We start from the raw sequence: 21,367 nt of genomic DNA, 5'->3' as shown, positions 1-21,367 counted from the left end.
GGCCCCCACTATCGGGCACAGATGGATCATCAGTCGAGGATGAGTTCGTAGTGCAGCGTCTTGTAGCGCTTCAGCTTGTGCAGGACCGGCACGGCGATCCCCTGCTGGATCGGGTGCTTGCGGGCGAGCAGGCGCCGGACGGGCTTGGCCTCGGCGTCGCTGAGCAGCCGCACGTGGCCCTTCACCGCGTCACTGCTGGTCTTCCCCAGGTAACTACTGTGCGCCACCTCGACGTTCGGGTTGTTACGCAGGCGCTTGGCCTTCCAAGCCTTGTCATACGTACGGAAGTAGGCCCGGCCGTCCTTCACGACGACGTTCACCGGTGTGCCGACCGGGGTGCCGTCCCGCTTGAACGTGGTGAGCAGGACCGTGCGTTGCTCGGCCAAGGTCTCCAGTGTCGGGGTGCTCATCGCGATTCCTCCTCAGGTCTGTGACCTGGAGACGGGAGGAGGCTCGCGAATGTGACATGCGGGGCGGATGCGGCGGATCGGCCTGCCGGGCGCCAACTCGTCAGGCCGACCCGCCGCAGATCAGGGGGCCGGACGCAGGGCGGCGGCGGCCTGGGCCAGGGCCTCGATCTTGTCCCAGGCACCGGCGCGCAGGGCGTCGGAGGGCGTCAGCCAGGAGCCGCCAACGCAGCCCACATTCGGCAGGCGCAGGTAGCGGGGTGCGGTGTCGATCGTGATGCCGCCGGTCGGGCAGAACCGGATCTGCGGGAGCGGGCCGCCGAGCGCCTTCAGGTAGGGCAGGCCGCCCGCCGCCTCGGCGGGGAAGAACTTCATGACCGTGATGCCGTGCTCCAGCAGCGCCATGGCCTCGGAGGCCGAGGAGACGCCCGGCAGGAACGGCAGGCCGGTGGCGGCCATCGCCTCGCGCAGGGCGGGAGTGCAACCGGGGCTGACCAGGAAGCGCGAACCCGCCTTCTTCGCGTTCTCCGCGTCCTCGGGGCTCACGATCGTGCCGGCACCGATGACCGCGTCCGGCACCTCGGCGGCGATCCGCTCGATCGCGGCGAGCCCGGCGGGCGTGCGCAGCGTGACCTCGATGACCGGCAGGCCTCCCGCCACGAGCGCGCGCGCCAGCGGCACGGCGGTGTCGGCGTCGTCCAGCACGACGACCGGGATGACCGGGGCGAGATCGAGCAGCTGGTCTGCGTTCACACGTACTCCAGGGGCGAGGTGGCGAGGGTCTGCGCCAGGCGGGCGGTGGCACCGACGAGCGCGGGATTCGGATGGACGATCAGCGCGGTGGGGATGGCTCGAACGTACTCCTCCACCCGGGGCTTGGCCTCGAAGCGCCGCCGGAAATCGCTGGATTCGAGCACGTCGGCGATCCGCGGGAGGATACCGCCGCCCAGGTAGACGCCGCCTCGCGCGCCCAAGGTGAGGGCCGCGTTGCCCGCGAACGCACCCAGCAGCGCGCAGAACATCTCGATCGTCTCGACGCAGAGCTTGTCGCGCCGGACGCAGATCTCGGCGGCCGTGAGGGGTTCGACCCGGTCGCCGTGGACCGTCGCGAGCAGCCGGTAGAGCCGGGCCAGTCCGTCTCCGGACAGCAGGAACTCGGCGTTCGCCGCGCCCTGCTCGGCGCGGAGCAGCCGCATGACCTCGACCTCGCGGTCGGTGCCGGCGGGCACGTCCACCTGGCCGCCCTCGCCGGGCAGCGGCACCCATCCGCCGGGCGTGGGGATCAGTCCCGCCATGCCGAGCCCGGTCCCGGGCCCCAGCACCGACAGCGGCGCCGAGCCGTCCCGGATCGGCAGGTCCCGTCCGCCCACGGGGCGGAGGTCGGCCTCACCGATATGCGGCAGGGACAGGGCGAGCGCCTCGAAGTCGTTGAGCACTTCGACATGGGCCAGGCCGAGGTGGGCTCCCACCCGTTCGGCGGTGTCCGGCTCCCAGTCCGCGTTGGTGAGCCGGAAACGCCCGCCGACCACCGGCCCGGCGACCGCGAGGCAGGCCGCGCCCGGCTGAGTCCCCTCAGCGTGCTCGGCGAGGTAGGTCGCGGCGGCCTCCGCCAGCCCGGCGTGGTCACGGCTGGCGAGCGTGCCGATGCGGCTCGGCGCCGCGCCCGGCTCCTCCACCAGCGCGAAGCGGGCGTTGGTGCCGCCGACGTCGGCGACCAGCCAGGGATGCGCGGCGCCGTGCGCGGATCCGGCGGGGCTCATCCGAAGACTCCGGCGCCGCGCTCGGCCGGGCCGACGGCCTGGCGGAACGCGTGGAAGAGCTCCCGGCCGGTGCCCGTCCACTCGTCCTCGGCGGGCGCGCGCCCGCTGGGCGCCCGTTCGGCGAACTCCTCATCCGGCACCAGAACCTCCAGCAGTCCCTTGTCGGCGTCCAGCCTGATGACATCGCCGTCGCGGACCCTGGCGAGGGGCCCGCCCGCGGCCGCCTCCGGGGAGACGTGGATGGCGGCGGGCACCGCGCCCGACGCACCCGACATCCGTCCGTCGGTCACGAGCGCGACCTTGTGGCCGCGGTCCTGGAGCACCGCCAGCGGCGGGGTGAGCCGGTGCAGCTCGGGCATGCCGTTGGCACGCGGACCCTGGTAGCGGACCACCGCGACCATGTCCCGTTCCAGCTCGCCCGCGGCGAACGCCTCCTGCAGTTGTTCCTGTGTCTCAAAGACCCGGGCGGGGGCCTCAATCAGGCGGCACTCCTCCGGTACGGCCGACACCTTGACGACGGCGCGGCCGAGGTTGCCGTCGACCGTGTGCAGGCCGCCGTGCTCGTCGAACGGCTCGCGCACCGGGCGCAGCACGGCGGTGTCACCCGACAGGCGCGGCGCGTGCTGCCAGACGAGGCCCTGCTCGCCCAGCGCCGGAGCCTCCCGGTAGGCGGCAAGGTCACCGCCCCCGACCGTACGCGCGTCCTCATGCAGCAGCCCGGCGTCCAGCAGCTCCCCGATCAGGAACGCGGTGCCGCCCGCGGCGTGGAAGTGATTGATGTCGGCGGTGCCGTTGGGATAGAGCCGGGTGAGCAGCGGCGTGACCGCCGACAGTTCGTCGAAGTCGTCCCAGGTCAGCTCGATGCCCGCGGCGGCGGCCATGGCGACCAGGTGGAGCGTGTGGTTGGTGGAGCCGCCGGTGGCGAGCAGGGCCACCACGCCGTTCACGAAGGCCCGCTCGTCCAGCAGCTCGCCGATCGGGGTGTAGGCCTCGCCCCGCAGGTCGGTGAGCTCCAGCACCCGCCGTCCCGCCTCGGCCGTGAGCGCCTGCCGCAGCTCGGTGCCCGGCGGGACGAAGCTGGCGCCCGGCAGGTGCAGGCCCATGACCTCCATCAGGAGCTGGTTGGAGTTGGCCGTCCCGTAGAACGTGCAGGTGCCCGCCGAGTGGTACGAGGCGGCCTCCGCGGCCAGGAGCTCGTCCCGATCGGCCTCGCCCGCCGCGTAGCGCTTGCGGACCTTGGCCTTCTCCGCGTTCGGCAACCCGGAGTGCATCGGCCCGGCGGGCACGAGGATCACCGGCAGATGGCCGAACGACAGCGCCCCGATCACCAGCCCGGGCACGATCTTGTCGCACACCCCGAGCAGCAGCGCCGCGTCGAACATGTCGTGCGACAGCGCGACCGCGGTCGCCATGGCCACGACATCCCGGCTGAAGAGCGACAGCTCCATCCCGGCGCGCCCCTGGGTGATGCCGTCGCACATGGCGGGCACTCCCCCGGCGAACTGCGCCGTGCCGCCCGCGTCGGCGATGGCCGCCTTGAGGATGTCCGGGTAGTCCTTGAGCGGCTGGTGCGCCGAGAGCATGTCGTTGTACGAGGACACGATCGCCACGTTCGGCGTCACGTTCCCGCGGAGCTGGAGCTTCTCCAGCGGCCCGCACGCCGCGAACCCGTGCGCGAGATTGGCGCACCCCAGGCCGCCCCGGGCGGGACCGGTGGTCCGCGCGTTCTGGATCCGCGCCAGATACGACGCCCGCCGATCGGCGCTGCGCTCGGAGATACGCCGTGTGACCTGCTCGACCACCGGATGAAGGCTCATGTACCAGAAAACTACCGGCACTTACGCCATCGAAACAACCCACTTACGAAGGAAAACTTACCTAAGTCATGAACTTGATCGGCTCGACATGCCGAAGTCGCCCGTGCTTCACTGATCGGATGCGCCGCCCGTCCACCAGCGGCGACGTGCTCCGGCTGATCCGCGAGGAGGGCGTCGACACCCGCGCCGAGCTGGCCAGGCTCACCGGCCTGTCCCGCCCCGCCATCGCCCTCCGGGTGAACGAGCTGATCGCGGGCGGCCTCCTGGTCGAACGCGCCGACGGCCCCTCCACCGGCGGCCGCCCACCGGCCCGGCTGGAGTTCAACGCCGCCGGCGGCACCGTCCTCGTCGCCAACCTGGGCAAGTCCCGAGGCCAGGCCGCCATCTGCGACCTTTCCGGCGAGGTCCTCCTCCAGGCTCCGTTCGAGCAGCAATCGACCCGCACGCTCCCCGCCCTTCTCGACCAGTGGGACGAACTCCTGACCAAGGCCGGTCTGCCTTCCGCCACCGTCCGGGGCGCGGGCATCGGCATCCCCGGCACGGTCGAGTTCGCCGCCGCGGAATGGGACGGCACCCCCATCCGTCCCGCCATCGACGACCGTTTCGGCGTCCCGGCGTTCCTGGACAACGAGGTCAACATCGCGGCCCTCGGCGAGCACCGCGCGGCCTACCCCGAGCTCGGCGACCTCCTGTTCGTCAAGGTCTCCACCGGCATCGGCGCCGGCCTCATCACCGGCGGCCGGATCCAGCGCGGCGCGCTGGGCGCCGCCGGGGAGATCGGCCACATCCCCGTCCAGGACGGCGACGGCACCGCCTGCCGCTGCGGCAACCTCGACTGCGTCGAGGCCGTCGCGGGCGGCGCCGCCCTCCTCGCGCGCTCAGGCGCCTCCGACCTCGCCGCGTTCTCCGCCCTCGCCCGCGACGGAGACCCCGCGACGGTCGCCCTCGTCCGCGATGCCGGCCGCCGCATCGGCGAGGTCATCGCCGCGGCCGTCAACCTCCTCAACCCCGCCGTCGTCGTCCTCGGCGGCGACCTCACCGGCGCCTACGAGCCCCTGATCGCGGGCGTCCGCGAGGTCGTCTACCAGCGCGCCACCGCCCTGGCGACCCGGCGTCTCCGCATCGAGCCCAGCCGCCTCGGCGACCGCGCCGGCCTCAGCGGCTGCGCCGCGATGGTCCTCGACCACATCCTCACCCCCGAGGCCGTGGACGCCACCCTTCCCACTCCCTGAGCCACACCGGCACTCCGGCCTGCAGGGCCGTTTCTTCGGGCTGCACCCGTTCTTTCAGGCTGCACGCGTGTGTGATCTTGATAACAGAATGAGCACGATCTTTCTGAAAGTTTCTGCAAGGGATTTACCGGTTTGCAAGGGCGTTGCTACCGTCCTCCACCCGACGGGCCGGTCACCGGCCCCTTGACAAGGAGGAACGATGCGGCGCACCCCCCTGGCAGGCATTGCCGCCTGTCTTGCGTTCGCTCTTGCCGCCTGCGGCGGCGGTGGCGACAAGCCCCAGTCCGGCACGTCCATCGACCCGGCGACCGTCAGCGGCACGGTGACCTACTGGGACACCTCGGACGCGGCGGTGGAGGGCCCCGCGTTCAAGGAGCTCATCGCCGAGTTCAAGGCCAAGCACCCGAAGGTCACGGTCAACTACATCAACGTGCCGTTCGGCGAGGCGCAGAACAAGTTCAAGACCGCCGCGCAGAGCGGGTCGGGCGCGCCCGACGTGCTGCGCACCGATGTCGGCTGGATGACCGAGTTCGCCTCGCTGGGCTACCTCGCGCCGCTGGACGGAACGTACGCGCTCGACAAGCCCGACGACTTCCTCGCCGCGCCGGCGGGGAGCGTGAAGTACAACGGCAAGACGTGGGGCGTGCCGCAGGTGACCGACTCGCTCGGCCTGCTCTACAACAAGGACCTGCTCAAGAAGGCCGGGCACGACACCCCGCCCAAGACCATCGCCGAGCTCAAGCAGACCGCGCTGGACGTCAAGTCCAAGACGGGCAAGACCGGGCTGACGCTGAACGTGGACGCCTACTTCCTGCTGCCGTTCATCTACGGCGAGGGCGGCGACCTGGTGGACGCGGGCAGCAAGAAGATCACGATCAACTCCCCGCAGAGCGTGGCCGGGCTCAAGGTCGTGGAGGACCTGATGACGTCGGGCGCCGCTCCCAAGCCCGCCATCACCGACAGCTACACCGCGGCCATCACCGCCCTCAAGGAGGGCAGGACCGCGATGATCTACAACGGCCCGTGGTCGGCGACCGACGCGCTCAAGGGCTCGGCGTTCAAGGACAAGGCCAACCTCGGCGTGGCGCCGGTGCCGGCGGGTTCGGCGAAGGCGGCGGCGCCGACCGGCGGGCATGACTACACCGTCTACGCCGGCTCCAAGAACCTGGACGCCTCGTACGCCTTCGTGCGTTTCATGGCCTCCACCGAGAGCCAGGCGAAGATCGCCGGCAAGCTGGGGCTGCTGCCGACGCGCACGTCCGCCTACGCCGTGCCGGAGGTCAAGAACAGCGAGCTGGTCAACACCTGGAAGCCGATCGTCGACACCGCCGTGCCGCGGGCGTGGATCCCCGAGGGCGGCCAGCTGTTCGAGCCCCTCGTGCAGGCCTACCAGGGCATGGTGAGCGGCAACACCGACGCCGCGGGCGCCGCCAAGACGGTGGACGGCAAGTACCGCGGCCTTCTCAAGGGCTGGGGCTGATGCGCCCCTTCACCAGGAAGCGCTGGACCTCGGCGCACTGGTACGCGTGGACCATGGTGGCCCCGGTGGCCATCGTCATGGGGGTACTCGTCGGGTACCCCCTGGTCCGCGGCGTCTACCTGTCGCTGACCGACGCTAACGAGGCGAACGTGGGCCGGACGATCGGGATGAACGAGATCCCGGCCACCTACTCGTTCGTCGGCCTGGACAACTACCTGCAGATCATGCAGGACGACACGTTCTGGCTCCGGCTCGGCTGGACCGCGCTGTGGACCCTGGCCTGCGTCTTCCTGCACGTGAGCATCGGGCTCGGGTTGGCGATGCTGCTCAACCGGCGCGTGCGGTTCCGGGGCGTCTACCGGATGCTCCTGGTGTTGCCGTGGGCCGCGCCGGCGTTCGTGTCCACGTTCATCTGGCGCTACCTGCTCAACCACGACTTCGGCCTGGCCAACGGCATGTTGCGGGCGGCCGGGCTCCCCGCGGTGAACTGGCTGGACGATCCGACGATGGCCAAGATCTCGGTCATCACGGTGAACGTGTGGCTCGGCGTGGCGTTCAACATGGTGGCGCTGCTGGGCGGGCTGCAGTCGATCCCGGGCGAGCTGTACGAGGCGTCCCGCGTGGACGGCGCGTCGGCGTGGCAGCAGTTCCGCAACATCACGCTGCCGATGTTGCGGCCGGTCAGCCAGACCGTGATCCTCATCGGCACGATCTGGACGTTCAACCAGTTCCCGGTGATCTTCCTGCTCACCCGGGGCGGTCCCGACAGCGCCACCGAGATCCTGGTGACGGCCGCGTACCGGGACGCCTTCACCGGGATCCGGGACTACAGCGGCGCCGCCGCCAACGGCCTGGTGATCCTCGCCCTGCTGGTCATCATGGCCTGGGCCTACCGCCGCTCGCTCCGCAAGCACGGGGAGGTCTGGGGATGAGCACCCGTGATGGGAAAAAGCTCCGTGAGGGGAAAAAGCGCAGCGTGGTCGCCTCCGTCGGGCTGCATGCCGCTCTGCTCACGGCCAGCGCGATCTCGCTGATCCCGCTGGCGTGGCTGGCGCTGACCTCGTTCAAGCCCAAGGGCGCCTGGATCTCCAGCGACGTGCGGTTCTTCGACCAGCCGACGCTGGACAACTACCGCTACGTGCTGACCGAGACCTCGTTCCCGCGCTGGCTGCTCAACTCGGTGCTGGTGGCGGGCATGACGATGGTGATCGGGGTGCTGATCGCGGCGTCCACCGGGTACGCGATCAGCCGGTTCCGGTTCGCCGGGCTCCGTACGATCCTGTGGTTGTTGCTGGTCACCCAGATGTTCCCGGTCGCCGTCCTGATCGTGCCGCTCTACAATCTGCTGGGCAGGCTCGGCCTGATCAACCAGTATCCGGGCCTGGTCGTCGCCTACCTGACCGTGGCGGTGCCGTTCAGCGCCTGGATGATGAAGGGCTACTTCGACACGATCCCGACGGAGATCGACCAGGCCGGGCAGATCGACGGGCTGACCCCGTTCGGCGCGTTCTTCCGGCTGATCCTGCCGCTGGCCAAGCCGGGCCTGGCCGTCGCCGCGTTCTACTCGTTCATCACCGCCTGGGGCGAGGTCGCCTACGCGACGGCGTTCATGACCGGCGACGACCACTACACGCTCGCGCCCGGCCTGCAGCAGTTCGTGAGCCAGACCCGCGCCGAGTGGGGCTGGCTGACCGCGGCGGCGGTCCTCATCACGATCCCGGCCGGCGCGGTGTTCCTCGCCGTGCAGCGGCACCTGGTGACCGGCCTGACCGCCGGCGCCTCCAAGTCCTGAAAGGACCCGATGACACAGCACAGCACGACCGTGTCCACGACCGCCGCCGTGCCCGCCACGGGTACCCGGTGGTGGCGGGACGCGGTGATCTACCAGGTCTACGTCCGCAGCTTCGCCGACTCCGACGGCGACGGCATCGGCGACCTGGCGGGCATCCGCAGCCGGCTGCCCTATCTCGCCGAGCTGGGTGTGGACGCGCTCTGGCTCACGCCGTTCTACACGTCGCCGATGGCCGACTTCGGCTACGACGTCGCCGACTACCGGGACGTGGACCCGATCTTCGGCTCGCTGAACGACGCGCGGGCGCTGGTGCGCGACGTTCACGAGCACGGCATGCGGATCATCGTGGACGTGGTGCCCAATCACAGTTCCGACATGCACGCCTGGTTCCAGGAGGCGCTGGAGGCGGCGCCGGGCGGGCCGGAGCGGGCACGGTACGTCTTCCGCGACGGGCGCGGGCCGGACGGCGCCGAACCGCCCAACGACTGGGAGTCGGTCTTCGGCGGACCCGCCTGGACCCGGGTGCCCGACGGCCAGTGGTACCTGCACCTCTTCGCCCCCGAGCAGCCCGATCTCAACTGGGAGAATCCCGAGGTCCACCGCGAGTTCGACGACGTGCTGCGGTTCTGGCTCGACCTGGGCGTGGACGGTTTCCGCATCGACGTCGCGCACGGCATGGTCAAGGCGCCCGGCCTGCCCGACCTCGGCTACACCGACCAGATCTCCATGCTGGGCCGGGAGGTGCTGCCGTACTTCGACCAGGACGGCGTGCACGACATCCACCGCGGGTGGCGGCGGCTGCTGGACTCCTACGAGGGCGAACGGATCGGCGTGGCGGAGGCGTGGGCGCCGACGCAGGAACGCCTGGCCGACTACGTGCGGCCGGACGAACTGCACCAGGCGTTCAACTTCCACTACCTGACCGCAGACTGGAGCGCCCGCGACAAGCGCGCCGTCATCGAGGAGTCGCTGCGCACGGTCGACCGGGTCGGCGCCCCCAGCACCTGGGTGTTGTCCAACCACGATGTCAAGCGGCACGTCACCCGGTACGGCGACGGCGAGGTCGGCGTCCGGCGGGCCCGTGCCGCCGCGCTGCTGATGCTGGCGCTGCCCGGCTCGGCGTACGTCTACCAGGGCGAGGAACTGGGGCTCGCCGAAGTACTCGACCTGCCCGAGGAGTACCTCCAGGACCCGCAGCGCGGCCGCGATCCCGAGTCGGGACGCGACGGATGCCGGGTGCCGCTCCCCTGGTCGGGCGACGCGCCGCCGTTCGGCTTCGGGCCGGGCTCCAGCTGGCTGCCCATGCCCGAGGGCTGGCGAGACCTCACGGTGGAACGGCAGGAGGCCGACCCGGAGTCGATGCTCGCGCTCTACCGGGCGGCGCTGCGGATCAGGCGGGAGCACCCCGCGCTCGGCGACGGAACGCTGCGCTGGCTCCCCGCCCCCGATGGCGCGCTGGTCTTCGAACGCGGCACGGCCGCGGACGGCACGGGCGCAAGCGAGGGCACGGGCGGGCGGCGGCTGGTCTGCGCGGTCAACCTCGGCCAGGACACGGTGCGCGTGCCCGCGTACGGCCGGCCACTCCTGGCGAGCGCGCCGGTCCGCCCGGACGGTGACCGCCTCGTCCTGCCGCCCGACACCGCCGTCTGGTGCGAGGCCATGTCCGGTCAGTGAAAGTGCCCGGTCAGTGACCGGGGAGACAGCGAACGGGAAAGGTAAGTTAATGCCCATGACGATGCGCCTGGCCGATATCGCGGCCCACGCGGGGGTCAGCGAGGCGACCGTGAGCCGGGTGCTCAACGGCAAGCCGGGCGTGGCGGCGGGGACCCGGCAGGCGGTGCTCACCACGCTCGACGTCCTGGGCTACGAGCGCCCGGCCCGGCTGCGGTCGCAGCGGGCCGGGCTGATCGGCCTGATCGTGCCCGAGCTCAGCAATCCGATCTTCCCGGCGTTCGCGCAGGTCATCGAGAACGCGCTGGCGTTGTCGGGCTACGCGGCGGTGTTGTGCACGATGACGCCCGGCGGCATCCGCGAGGACGACTACACCGAGCTGCTGCTCGAACGCGGAGTCGCAGGCATCATCTTCGTCAACGGCGAGCACGCCGACTCCCAGTCCGATCCGTCGCGCTACACCCGCCTGATCGACCGCGGCCTGCCGATCGTGCTGATCAACGGCTTCCGGTCCGAGATCCGCGGTCCGTTCATCTCCAACGACGACACCGTCTCGCTGGAGATGGCCGTCGCGCACCTCGCCGCGCTCGGGCACCGCCGCATCGGCCTGGCGGCCGGCCAGTCACGGTTCGTGCCCTCGATCCGCAAGACCGAGGGATTCCGCCGCGGCATGCAGGAGCAGCTGGGCGCCACCGACGTGGACGACCTCATCGTCAACACCCTGTTCACCGTGGAGGGCGGCCAGGCCGCGGCGCAGGAGCTCATCGACCGCGGCGCCACCGCGATCTGCTGCGGCAGCGACATCATCGCCATCGGCGCGATCCGGGGCGTGCGGCAGCGGGGACTGCGGGTGCCCGAGGACGTCTCGGTCGTCGGCTTCGACGACTCACCGATGACCGCCTTTCTCGATCCGCCGCTGACCACCGTCCGCCAGCCGGTCCGTGAGATGGGACTGGCGGCGGTGGCCAACCTGCTGGAGGAGATCGGGGGCACCCGGGCACCGCGCGCCGAACTGCTCCACCGGCCTGAGCTCGTCGTTCGCCGTTCCACCGCGCCCGCGCCCGTGGCCGCCGCCTCCCGCTGACGGCTCCTCTGATCCCTGCGCCGGATCCCCGGTGGGGCGCGACCGGTAAGTAACGGTTGCGTTGCGACAACTTGACAGTGACATGGCTCACGGTCTTTCCTTCGTGGGAGCGCTCCCACAAGTGATCGAGGCGAGAGGGGTCCGGGGAATGAGACGCGGGCTGACAACAGGGATCGCCACCGTACTGGCCGGGCTGCTGGCGGTGGCGGCGGCCGGCTGCGGTGGCGACGACGACGGCGGCGACAAGGCGGGCGGCAACATCGAGCTGACCGTCGACATTTTCGGCGAGTTCGGTTACGACCAGCTCTACAAGCAGTACGAGGCGGCGCACCCGAACGTCAAGATCAAGCAGCGCAAGGTCGACACGCTCGACAACTACAAGCCGCGTATCCAGCAGTGGATCGCGACCAACAGCGGCGCCGGCGACATCGTCGCGCTCGAAGAGGGCATCCTCCCGCTCTACATGCAGCAGAAGAACAAGTTCGTCAACCTCTTCGACCACGGCGGCCGGTCGCTGCAGAACAACTTCCTGCCCTGGAAGTGGCAGATGGGCGTCAGCCCGGACGGGCAGCACCTCGTCGGCCTCGGCACTGACATCGGGCCGCTCGGCATGTGCTACCGGAAGGACCTGTTCAAGAAGGCGGGCCTCCCGACCGAGCGGGACGAGGTCTCCAAGCTCTGGCCGACCTGGGACGCCTACTTCCAGGCCGGGCAGAAGTTCACGGGCAAGGTGTCCGGGAGCAAGTGGCTCGACGGACCGACCGCGATCTTCCGTACGACCGTGCTGCAGAACTCCGGTGCCGGACCGGGCTACAGCTTCTTCGACAAGAGCAACAACCTGGTCTTCGACACCAACCCGGCCATCAAGACCGCGTTCGACACGGCGCTGAAGTTCGAGCAGGCCAAGATGACCTCGGACATGTCGATCTTCACGCCGCCGTGGCAGACGGCGCTCAAGCGCGACACGTTCGCCACGATCCCGTGCCCGTCCTGGATGCTCGGCGGCATCGAGGAGTTCTCCGCGGGCTTCGGCAAGGGCAAGTGGGACGTCGCGGCGGTCCCGGGTGGCAGCGGCTACTGGGGCGGCTCGTGGCTGGCGGTGCCCAAGCAGACCAAGCACCCCAAGGAGGCAGCCGACCTCGCCAAGTTCCTGACCAACCCGCAGGGGCAGGCGGCCGCCTACAAGGACAAGAACGTCTTCCCCTCGTCGCCGCAGGCGGCCCAGGACCCGACGGTGTCCGGCAGCAAGAGCGCCTACTTCAGTGACGCCCCGGTCGGCAAGATCTTCGGCGACATGGCCGCCCAGGTGAAGCCCGTCTACCTCGGCCCGAAGAACGAGGACGTGCGGTCGGCGGTCGAGAACGTCCTGATCGCGGTCGGCCAGGGCAAGATCAAGCCCGAGGAGGCCTGGGCCAAGGCGGTCGAGGCCGCCAAGAAGGCCGCCAGGTAGTTCCTCCGCAAGGGAAATCCGCCGGGGACCTCCCCAGGCACATCCAAGCCGCGGCGGTGGTGCCGTGATCGAGCAGGACGATCCGGCCCCACCGCCGCCCCCACACGTCACCCCCACACGTCGAACCCGACACGTCGAAAGGAGGGCGTATGAGCGTGGACCTTCGCCCCACCCGGAACGGCGGCCCGCCGAAGGCCGCAGAGCCGCAGGACCCGCGCCGGTCATGGCGATCCCGCCTGGCCCGGTTCGACCTGAAGGCCTCCCCTTATATCTTCATCTCGCCGTTCTACCTGGTCTTCCTGGTCTTCGGTGCGTTCCCGCTCCTCTACACGCTCTGGGTCTCCCTGCACGACTGGGGGCTCGCCTCCGGGACGCGCAAGTGGGTCGGCCTCGACAACTACAGCTATCTCCTCGGCGACGAGGACTTCTGGCACGCCGTGGTCAACACGATCGGCATCTTCGTGCTGTCGACTGTTCCGCAGCTGCTGCTGGCGCTCTTCCTCGCGAACGCGCTCAACCGGCGGATGCGGTCGCCCACGCTGTTCCGCATCGGGATGGTCGCGCCGCTCATCACCTCGACCGCCGCCGTCGCGATCGTGTTCACCCAGCTCTTCGACCGTGACTTCGGATTCGTCAACTGGGGCCTGGACCTGGTCGGCATCGGCGCGATCGACTGGCAGGGGAACCGCGGCTGGTCGTGGGTGGCGATCTCGGCGATGGTCAACTGGCGCTGGATCGGCTACAACGCGCTCATCTACCTGGCCGCCATGCAGGCGATCCCCAAGGACCTGTACGAGGCGGCGTCGATCGACGGGGCCTCCCGGATCCGGCAGTTCTGGCAGATCACCGTGCCGATGTTGCGGCCCACGATCATCTTCACGGTGATCATCTCCACCATCGGCGGGCTGCAGCTGTTCACCGAGCCGGTGTTGTTCAGCGTCGGCACCCCCAACCGCATGGACGGCGGCCCGGTCCACCAGTTCCAGACCGTGACGATGTACATGTTCGACAACGCGTTCGGCCATGACCGGTACGGCTACGGCGCCACCGTCGCCTGGGCGCTCTTCCTCCTCATCATCGTCTTCTCCCTGCTCAACTTCCTGTTCGTGCGGCGCACCGGAGGGACCAAATGACCACGCGCACGCTCCCCACGCGCGGCCGGTCCGGGCGGACCCCGGCGCGTCGCCTGCGCGGCCTCTGGGACGCCAGCCCGCTCACCTACATCACGCTGATGGCGGCGCTGGTGCTGTCCCTCTTCCCGATCTACTGGATGATCGTCGTGGCGACGCGCACGAACGACGTCGTCTCGGATGTGCCGCCGCCGGTCCTGCCGGGCGGAAAGTTCGGCGACAACGTGAGCCGCCTGTTCGGCACCGAGGACGTCTACTTCGCCAAGGGCCTGATCAACTCGTTCATCGCCTCCGGCGCGGTGACGATCTCGACGGTGTTCTTCGCCTCGCTGGCCGGTTTCGCGTTCGCCAAGCTGCGCTTCCGCGGCAAGAACGGGCTGCTGCTGACGATCATCGCCACGATGATGATCCCGGTGCAGATGGGCATCGTCCCGCTCTACATGATCATGGTGGAGCTGGGCTGGCAGAACCAGCTGCAGGCGGTCATCGTGCCGTTCCTGGTCACCGGGTTCGGCGTGTTCATGATGCGGCAGTACGCCGACCAGGCGGTGCCCGACGAGCTGATCGAGGCGGCCCGCGTCGACGGCTGCACGACGTTCGGCATCTACTGGCGGGTCGTCCTGCCCGCGTTGCGGCCCGCGGCGGGCGTGCTCGGGCTGTTCACGTTCATGCAGACCTGGAACGAGTTCATGTGGCCGCTGGCGGTGCTGACGCCCGACAACCCCACCGTGCAGTTGTCCATCAACAACCTGGCCAACGCCTACTTCAAGGACTACACGCTGATGTTCGCCGGGACGACCATCGCGATCCTCCCGCTCCTCATCGTGTTCGTCGTGTTCGGCCGCCAGATCATCGGCGGAATCATGGAAGGTGCGATCAAGGCGTGACCTCAGTACAGCACAGCAACAGCGCGTCGCCGGTCGCCGCTTTCCCCGCGGGGTTCCGCTGGGGAGCCGCCACCGCGGCCTACCAGATCGAGGGCGCCGCCGCCGAGGACGGCCGCGGACCGTCGATCTGGGACACCTTCTGCCGCACGCCCGGCAAGGTCCTGAACGGCGAGAACGGTGACGTGGCCGTCGACCACTACCACCGGTTCCGCGACGACGTGGCGCTCATGGCCGACCTGGGTCTCACCGCCTACCGGTTCTCGATCTCGTGGCCGCGGGTCCAGCCGTCCGGCGCGGGCAAGCTGAACCAGGCGGGCATCGACTTCTACCAGCGGCTGGTGGACGCCCTGCTGGAGGCGGGGATCGAACCCTGGCCCACGCTCTACCACTGGGACCTGCCGCAAGAGCTGGAGGACGCGGGGGGCTGGCCCGAACGCGACACCGCCTACCGGTTCGCCGACTACGCCGGGCAGGTCGGGGCCGCCCTCGGGGACCGGGTGCGGCAGTGGATGACCATCAACGAGCCGTGGTGCGCCGCGTTCCTCGGGTACGCGTCCGGCGAGCACGCGCCCGGACGGCGGGAGCCGGCCGCGTCCCTGCGCGCCGCCCACCACCTGATGCTCGGTCACGGGCTGGCGGTGGAGGCCATGCGCGCCCGCCACCCGGACAACCGGTTCGGCGCCGCCGTCAACCTGTACGCGATCTCGCCGGCCAGCCAGCTGGAGGCCGACCTCGACGCGGCCCGCCGCATCGACGGGATGCAGAACCGTTTCTTCCTCGACCCGCTCCTGCGCGGCGCCTACCCCGCGGACGTGCTGACCGACCTGGAGGGGCTCGACTTCGACGTCGCCATCAAGGAGGGCGACCTGGCGACGATCAACCAGCCCATCGACCAGCTCGGGATCAACTACTACTCGCGCTTCACCGTGAGCGGCACCCCGGGCGACGCGACCCAGGCGGTGTCGTCGCCGTTCTCCTCCCACTCCCCCTGGGTGGGCAGCGACCGCGTGCGGTTCGTGGACGGCGGGCGGCCGGTCACCGGCATGGGCTGGGAGATCGACGAAAGCGGCCTCCATGAGGTCCTGACCCGGCTCCACCGCGAGTACCCGCCCGTCTCGCTCTACATCACCGAGAACGGCGCCGGCTACGACGAGGCCCTCACCGACGGCACCGTCAACGACGGTGAACGCATCGCCTACCTGGACGCCCATCTGCGCGCCTGCCACACCGCCATCGCCGAGGGCGTTCCGCTGCAGGGCTATTTCACGTGGTCGTTGCTGGATAATTTCGAATGGGCATGGGGGTACTCGAAGCGGTTCGGCCTGGTCCACGTCGACTACGCCACGCAGCGCCGGGTGCCCAAGGACAGCGCGCGCTGGTACGCGGCAGTGATCCGGCAGGGCGGATTGCCGGATCACCGTTGACGGGCCGCGCCCGATGAAAGGGCCGGAACGACACGATGAGGGGCCGATGACGATGCGGCGCGCGCGGCAGGCGCGCCCCACCCTGGAGGAAGTGGCGGCCCGGGCCGGCGTAGGCCGGGGCACGGTCTCGCGGGTCATCAACGGCTCGCCGCGGGTGAGCGCGCAGGCTCGCGAGGCCGTGCTGCAGGCGATCGACGAGCTCGGCTACGTGCCGAACCGGGCCGCCCGCACCCTGGTGACGCGGCGCACCGACACCGTGGCGCTCGTGGTGGCCGAGTCGGAGCAGCGGCTGTTCGACGAGCCGTACTTCGCCGGCATCATCCGCGGGATCAGTTCGGAGCTGAACGCCACCGGGCTGCAGTTGCTGCTCGCGCTGGCCCAGTCACCCGACGAGTACGCCCGCCTGGAGCACTACCTGACCGGGCAGCACGTGGACGGGGTGCTGCTGACCTCGTTGCACGGCGACGACCCGCTGCCCGCCAAGCTGGAGGCCAGCGGCGTGCCGACGGTGCTCGGCGGCTGCCCGCCGGGGCTGTCCCCGGTGAGCTATGTGGACGTCGACAACCGCAAGGGCGCGCGTCTCGCGACCGAGTACCTCCTCGAAAAGGGGCGGCGCAGGATCGCGGCCATCGCCGGTCCGCAGGACATGGGGGTGGGCGTGGACCGGCTCGCCGGCTACCGCGACGCGCTCGCGGCGGCGGGGGTGCCCGAACTGGTCGCCTACGGCGACTTCAGCGAGGGCAGCGGGGTCACGGCCGCGGCGGAGCTGCTGGACCGGGCACCCGACATGGACGCCGTCTTCGCCGCCGACGACCCGATGGCGCTGGGCGCCATGCAGGTGCTCCACAAGGCGGGCCTGCGGATCCCGGACGACGTCGCGGTCATCGGTTTCGAGGACTCCGCCCGGGCGCCGCTCGCCGACCCGCCGCTGACCACGGTGCACCAGTCGGTCGAGAACATGGGCAGGGAGATGGCCCGGCTCCTGATCGCCCGCATCCGCGGCGAACGGGTGACCGATCCCGTCGTCATCCTGGAGACGCACCTGGTCCTGCGCGAATCGGCCTGACTCAGCCGAGGCGAGGCGACCCGCTGCCGACCGCTCTCGCGGCGGCAGCGGGTCGTTCCTGTCAGAGGGTCGCTCCCGTCAGCCTGCGGTGCAGTTCTGGTCGTTCAGGGTGAAGGCGCCAGGTGCGGTGTTGGTGCCGGTGTACGAGCCGTTGAAGCCGATGGTCGTCGAGGCGCCGGCGGCGAGCGTCCCGTTCCACGACGCGTTCGTCGCCGTCACGGCCGCACCGGACTGCGCCCAGCCCGCGTTCCAGCCGTGGGTGACCTTCTGGTCGCCGGGGAAGGAGAACTTCAGGTTCCAGCCGTTGATGGCGCCGGAGCCGGTGTTGGTGATGGTGACGGAGCCGGTGAAGCCGGTGTTCCACTGGCTGGCCACCTTGTAGGCGACCTTGCAGGAGGTGGGATCGCCCGGCTTCCCGCCGAGTGCCGTACGGAGCGCGGCATAGGCGGGCTTGGGCCGGAGGTTCTCGTCGTACGGAAGCGCGGCGCCCTCCCCGGGGAAGACACCAGGGATCCACGAGTACTTGTCGGTGTAGTCCCACACCGTGATCCCGACGCAGCGGGAGACCGCCAGGCACGCCTTGGTGACGTCGGAGTACCAGGTGGCCTGCGTGGCGAGCTTGGTGGCGTCCGCCGGGAGGATCATGCGGATGTCCAGTTCGGTGATGGCCACGTCCACGCCGAGATCGGCGAAGCGCTGCAGGTTCTCCTGCATCCTGTTGGGGAAGCCGTACTGCAGCGCCAGGTGTCCCTGGAATCCGACGCCGTCGATCGGAACGCCCTGCGCCTTGAGCGACTTCACCAGGTTGTACATGCCGTCGCTCTTCGCTCCGAGCCCGTCGGTGTTGTAGTCGTTGATGTAGAGCTTGGCACCGGGGTCGGCCGCGCGGGCGGCGCGCAGCGCGTCGGCGATGTAGCTCTCGCCGAGCGTCCTGTAGAAGACCGAGTCACGGAACGTGCCGTCCTCGTTGAACGGCTCGTTGACCACGTCCCAGTGCGCGACCTTGCCCTTGTAGTGGGAGGCCACGGTGGTGACGTGGTTCCGCAGGATCGAGCGCAGCTCGGCGGCGGGGAAGCCGCCGTTCGACACCCAATCCGGTAGCTGGCTGTGCCAGACGAGGGTGTGCCCGCGCACCATCTGGCCGTTCCGCTGTCCCAGTGCGACGACCTCGTCGCCCTTGGCGAAGGTGAACTGCCCTCGTTGTGGTTCGGTGGCCTCCCACTTCAGCGAGTTGCCGGGTGTGATCGAGTTGAATTCGCTCCCCAGGATCGCGACGTAGGGGGCGTCGGTCAGCTCGGGGTTGTCGGTGGCCGAACCGAAGTACCGGCCCTTGGCCGCGGCGAGCTCGCCGAGTGTCGGCTCCGCGGCCTGTGCGGGCGGAACGGCGAGGGCCGCCAGCACGACGAACGCGGAGACGAGAGCGAGAAGGAGCCTGGAGAGATGGGGCGGGAACATCGAGGGATGGGGTGGGAGCATCGATACGCCTTTCTGCGCGTGGAAATGCGGATCGGCCCCAGATATGGGAGCGCTCCCATATCGCCTCGACGATAACCCGCCCCGCAGGCGCTGTGAAGGGCCGTGCCGGTAGAGAAAGCGCCGCAGAAAACCGGTCCAGAAAACCGATCTTCACCGGCAACCTTCCCGCGGCGCCGGACGACTTGCCCTACGGAACCATCCCCGGGGATCCGCTCTCAACCCGGGCGGTTCGCCGCCCGCCCCGTCGGCCCCTGGGGCGGGCGGCCACTCTTGCCGAGCACGCATACCTGTGGAGGCCGTCTCTACGGAGAACTGACCCGCATCCGGCCAGTGGTCACCACTTGTGATGGACCTGAGGGCGGATCAGCTCGTCGTAGACGGCGTGGACCTTCTCCAAGGTGGCCTCCGGGAGCGGAGGCAGCGCGGCGGCTGCGGCGTTGGCCGTCGCCTGGGCCGGATTGCGCGCACCCGGGATCACCACGCTCACACCGGGCTGGTCCAGGATCCAGCGCAGAGCGAACTGGGCCGTCGTCGCCCCTTCGGGTGCCAGCGGGACCAGCCGGCGCACCGCCTCCAGACCTGTGGCGAAGTCGACGCCGGAGAAGGTCTCGCCCACGTCGAAGGCCTCCCCGCGCCGGTTGTAGTTGCGGTGATCGTCGGCGGCGAAGGTGGTGTGCTCGTCGTAACGCCCTGAGAGCAGCCCGCTGGCCAGCGGCACACGCGCGATGATGCCGACACCGGCGGCGCGGGCGGCGGGCAGCACCTGCTCCAGCGGCTTGAGCCGGAACATGTTGAGGATGATCTGGACCGTGGCGACGCCCGGCCGGGCGATCGCGGTCAGCGCCTGGTCGCAGGTCTCCACGCTCACGCCGTACGCGGCGATCTTCTGCTCCGCGACCAGGGTGTCGAGGGCGTCGTAGACGGCGTCGCTGGAGTAGACGGGCGTCGGCGGGCAGTGGAGCTGGACCAGATCGAGGGTGTCCATGCCCAGCTTGGCGCGGGACCGCTCGTTCCAGGCACGGAAGTTGGCCATGACGTAGTTCTCGGGGACCTGCTCCAGGCGGCGGCCCATCTTGGTGGCCACCGTGAGCCCTGGGGTCCGTGCGGCGAACCGGCCGACGATCTCCTCGCTGCGGCCGTCACCGTAGACGTCGGCCGTGTCGATGAAGGTCACCCCGGCGTCGACCGCCGAGGCCAGGGTCGCGACCGCGTCGCGTTCACTCACCTGGCCCCAGTCGGCGCCGAGCTGCCAGGCGCCGAGGCCCACGACACCGACCTCGCGCCCGGTCCTGCCCAGAATCCGCTGTTCCACGACAGCAGCGTACTGGTCGTTCTCCGTCCCGATCGTCGGGGGATCGGGTCAGCGGAGAGAATGCCAGCCGAGCCTGCCCGCGCCGGCGAAGGCTGCGACCAGGCGCGGCACCGCTTCCGGCCGGTGCACCGTCGTGCGGAGCGACGGCGTCCAGCCCACGTCGCCGGACAGGTCGGGGTCGTACGCCTCGTTGTGGGCGGCCAGGAGGTCCACCGGCGCACCGTTGACGAGGTTGCCGCCGGTACGGATCGCGGTGCCCTTCCAGTACTTGATGACCTGGGCGGGCTTGATCGTCGCCGGCAAGGTGAAGGCGTTGTGCTCGGCGACGATCGCGGACTTGACCCCGACGCCGAGGCTGTAGGAGTAGCCGTCCGCCGCCGTCTGCGCGAAGTGGTTGTTGTAGACGTCGACCTGGCCGTAGCGGACGCGGGGCACCCGCTGGCCGAGGTTCCTGAACTCGTTGTGGTGGAACGTCACCCGCAGGTGCCCGGCGTCGGTCGTCTTGGAGTCGCTGTTGCCGATCAGCGAGGTCTTGTCGTGGTCACGGAAACGGTTCCAGGACGCGGTCACGAAGTCGGAGGCGTTGATGACGTCGAAGAGCCCGTCGTGCACCTGGTAGGGCTCGCCGAAGTACCTCGGCTGGGCGCTGTCAGGGTTGCCGGCGTCGCTGAGCGTGGTGTGGTCGAGCCACACGTGCGTGGCGCCCGAGAGCGTGATGTTGTCGTACTCGGAGTTCCAGGCGCCGTTGGCGCCGTCGGTCGGGTCCCACGCGGGGAAGCAGTCGTGGGCGTCGCGCAGGTCCAGGTTGCGGATGATGACGTTGTCGACGCCCCTCAGCATGAGGTTGGCACCCTTGATCGTCGCCCTGCCGAGCCCGACGATCGTGGTGTTGGAGCCTACGTTGATCTTCACCCGGGCGTCCTGCCTGGCCTGCGAGGCGGCGCGGGCGTCCTCCAGCGGCCCGGAGGGGTCGGCCCTGCCCCAGGTGGCGGGGTCGTAGGCCTTGAGGAAGGCGTCCAGGCTGTAGCCGTCAGCCGCATAGTCCGCGCAGGTCAGCGGCTTTCCTTGGTCGTCGACGTTGGCGTCGAACGCACCCTTCACGTACACGATCTTCGGTGTGTTCCCGGCGACCGCCCTGGCCAGGGCGTTGCGGTCGCGGACGACGAAGACGTTCTCCTGGGTGGCCGCCGCCCCGCCGGTGGTCCCGGTGGAGTACGAGCCCCAGCCGTCTCCGGCGGGAAGGGTCTGGCGGCCGATGTCCCGTCCGGCGAAGCCCGGAGCCGTGGCTGCGGCTGTGGCTGGGGCCGACGGTAGCGCGGTGAGGGCGACGGCCGTCCCGGCCAGCGCCGTGGTGAAGCACGATCTCTTGCGCATGACGT

The 21,367-nt window shown here is 70.0% G+C and carries 18 protein-coding genes; 11 read left to right on the top strand and 7 right to left on the bottom strand.

What is annotated here, in order from left to right; translation table 11 throughout:
• Positions 1–29: 29 nt before the first annotated feature.
• From F8566_RS12425 to edd, 4 genes are all read right to left on the bottom strand, one after another.
• Entirely contained in the window at positions 30–410 is a 381-nt protein-coding gene (locus F8566_RS12425) for a PPOX class F420-dependent oxidoreductase (protein ID WP_151560341.1), read from the bottom strand.
• Positions 411–530: 120 nt separating this feature from the next.
• Positions 531–1,160 carry a bifunctional 4-hydroxy-2-oxoglutarate aldolase/2-dehydro-3-deoxy-phosphogluconate aldolase gene (gene eda, locus F8566_RS12420; RefSeq protein ID WP_151560340.1) on the bottom strand — a complete coding sequence of 210 codons (630 nt, stop codon included), beginning with the start codon at positions 1,158–1,160 and terminating at the stop codon, positions 531–533.
• Positions 1,157–2,167 carry a glucokinase gene (glk, locus tag F8566_RS12415; protein ID WP_151560339.1) on the bottom strand — a complete coding sequence of 337 codons (1,011 nt, stop codon included), beginning with the start codon at positions 2,165–2,167 and terminating at the stop codon, positions 1,157–1,159. Before glk ends, eda begins: the two co-directional genes overlap by 4 nt.
• On the bottom strand, positions 2,164–3,984 hold the full coding sequence (edd, locus tag F8566_RS12410) for a phosphogluconate dehydratase (protein WP_151560338.1): 1,821 nt from the start codon (positions 3,982–3,984) through the stop codon (positions 2,164–2,166). Before edd ends, glk begins: the two co-directional genes overlap by 4 nt.
• 119 nt (positions 3,985–4,103) lie before the next feature.
• Between edd and F8566_RS12405 the strand changes: the two genes are divergently transcribed.
• The 11 genes from F8566_RS12405 to F8566_RS12355 all read left to right on the top strand — a co-directional run bounded on the left by F8566_RS12405 (position 4,104) and on the right by F8566_RS12355 (position 17,200).
• Positions 4,104–5,216 carry an ROK family transcriptional regulator gene (locus F8566_RS12405; protein ID WP_151560337.1) on the top strand — a complete coding sequence of 371 codons (1,113 nt, stop codon included), beginning with the start codon at positions 4,104–4,106 and terminating at the stop codon, positions 5,214–5,216.
• Between the two features lie 199 nt (positions 5,217–5,415).
• Complete coding sequence (locus F8566_RS12400; RefSeq protein ID WP_151560336.1) at positions 5,416–6,696, top strand: extracellular solute-binding protein; 1,281 nt, start codon at positions 5,416–5,418, stop codon at positions 6,694–6,696.
• The gene (locus F8566_RS12395) at positions 6,696–7,628 is read left to right on the top strand and encodes a carbohydrate ABC transporter permease (RefSeq protein ID WP_151560335.1); all 933 of its coding nucleotides are present in this window, start codon (positions 6,696–6,698) and stop codon (positions 7,626–7,628) included. The genes F8566_RS12400 and F8566_RS12395 overlap by 1 nt, the downstream gene beginning before the upstream one ends.
• Positions 7,625–8,488 carry a sugar ABC transporter permease gene (locus tag F8566_RS12390; RefSeq protein WP_151560334.1) on the top strand — a complete coding sequence of 288 codons (864 nt, stop codon included), beginning with the start codon at positions 7,625–7,627 and terminating at the stop codon, positions 8,486–8,488. The genes F8566_RS12395 and F8566_RS12390 overlap by 4 nt, the downstream gene beginning before the upstream one ends.
• Before the next feature lie 9 nt (positions 8,489–8,497).
• A complete protein-coding gene (locus tag F8566_RS12385; protein WP_151560333.1) occupies positions 8,498–10,162 on the top strand; it encodes a glycoside hydrolase family 13 protein in 1,665 nt (554 codons plus the stop codon).
• Between the two features lie 55 nt (positions 10,163–10,217).
• Positions 10,218–11,243: a LacI family DNA-binding transcriptional regulator gene (locus tag F8566_RS12380; RefSeq protein ID WP_151560332.1), complete on the top strand. Its 1,026-nt coding sequence runs from the start codon at positions 10,218–10,220 to the stop codon at positions 11,241–11,243.
• A 148-nt stretch (positions 11,244–11,391) separates the two neighbouring features.
• Positions 11,392–12,693, top strand: coding sequence for an ABC transporter substrate-binding protein (locus F8566_RS12375; RefSeq protein ID WP_151560331.1), 1,302 nt, complete (start codon positions 11,392–11,394; stop codon positions 12,691–12,693).
• 149 nt (positions 12,694–12,842) lie between these two features.
• Positions 12,843–13,826, top strand: coding sequence for a carbohydrate ABC transporter permease (locus F8566_RS12370; protein WP_151560330.1), 984 nt, complete (start codon positions 12,843–12,845; stop codon positions 13,824–13,826).
• Positions 13,823–14,710 (top strand): carbohydrate ABC transporter permease, encoded by an 888-nt coding sequence (locus tag F8566_RS12365; RefSeq protein ID WP_151560329.1) that lies wholly within the window; start codon positions 13,823–13,825, stop codon positions 14,708–14,710. The genes F8566_RS12370 and F8566_RS12365 overlap by 4 nt, the downstream gene beginning before the upstream one ends.
• Positions 14,707–16,134: a GH1 family beta-glucosidase gene (locus F8566_RS12360; RefSeq protein WP_151560328.1), complete on the top strand. Its 1,428-nt coding sequence runs from the start codon at positions 14,707–14,709 to the stop codon at positions 16,132–16,134. Before F8566_RS12365 ends, F8566_RS12360 begins: the two co-directional genes overlap by 4 nt.
• A gap of 46 nt (positions 16,135–16,180) precedes the next feature.
• Positions 16,181–17,200 (top strand): LacI family DNA-binding transcriptional regulator, encoded by a 1,020-nt coding sequence (locus tag F8566_RS12355; RefSeq protein WP_151560327.1) that lies wholly within the window; start codon positions 16,181–16,183, stop codon positions 17,198–17,200.
• 78 nt (positions 17,201–17,278) lie between these two features.
• Here F8566_RS12355 and F8566_RS12350 read toward each other — a convergent pair whose 3' ends face one another.
• The 3 genes from F8566_RS12350 to F8566_RS12340 all read right to left on the bottom strand — a co-directional run bounded on the left by F8566_RS12350 (position 17,279) and on the right by F8566_RS12340 (position 21,362).
• Positions 17,279–18,676: an endo-1,4-beta-xylanase gene (locus tag F8566_RS12350; RefSeq protein ID WP_225993101.1), complete on the bottom strand. Its 1,398-nt coding sequence runs from the start codon at positions 18,674–18,676 to the stop codon at positions 17,279–17,281.
• A 334-nt stretch (positions 18,677–19,010) separates the two neighbouring features.
• A complete protein-coding gene (locus F8566_RS12345) occupies positions 19,011–19,988 on the bottom strand; it encodes an aldo/keto reductase (protein WP_151560326.1) in 978 nt (325 codons plus the stop codon).
• A 48-nt stretch (positions 19,989–20,036) separates the two neighbouring features.
• A complete protein-coding gene (locus F8566_RS12340) occupies positions 20,037–21,362 on the bottom strand; it encodes a pectate lyase family protein (protein ID WP_151560325.1) in 1,326 nt (441 codons plus the stop codon).
• Positions 21,363–21,367: the final 5 nt, after the last annotated feature.

It is taken from the genome of Actinomadura rudentiformis, assembly GCF_008923185.1.
GTDB lineage: Bacteria > Actinomycetota > Actinomycetes > Streptosporangiales > Streptosporangiaceae > Spirillospora > Spirillospora rudentiformis.
The sequence above is the reverse complement of the archived record's forward strand: the minus strand, read 5'-3'. Positions and strand labels throughout refer to the sequence as shown.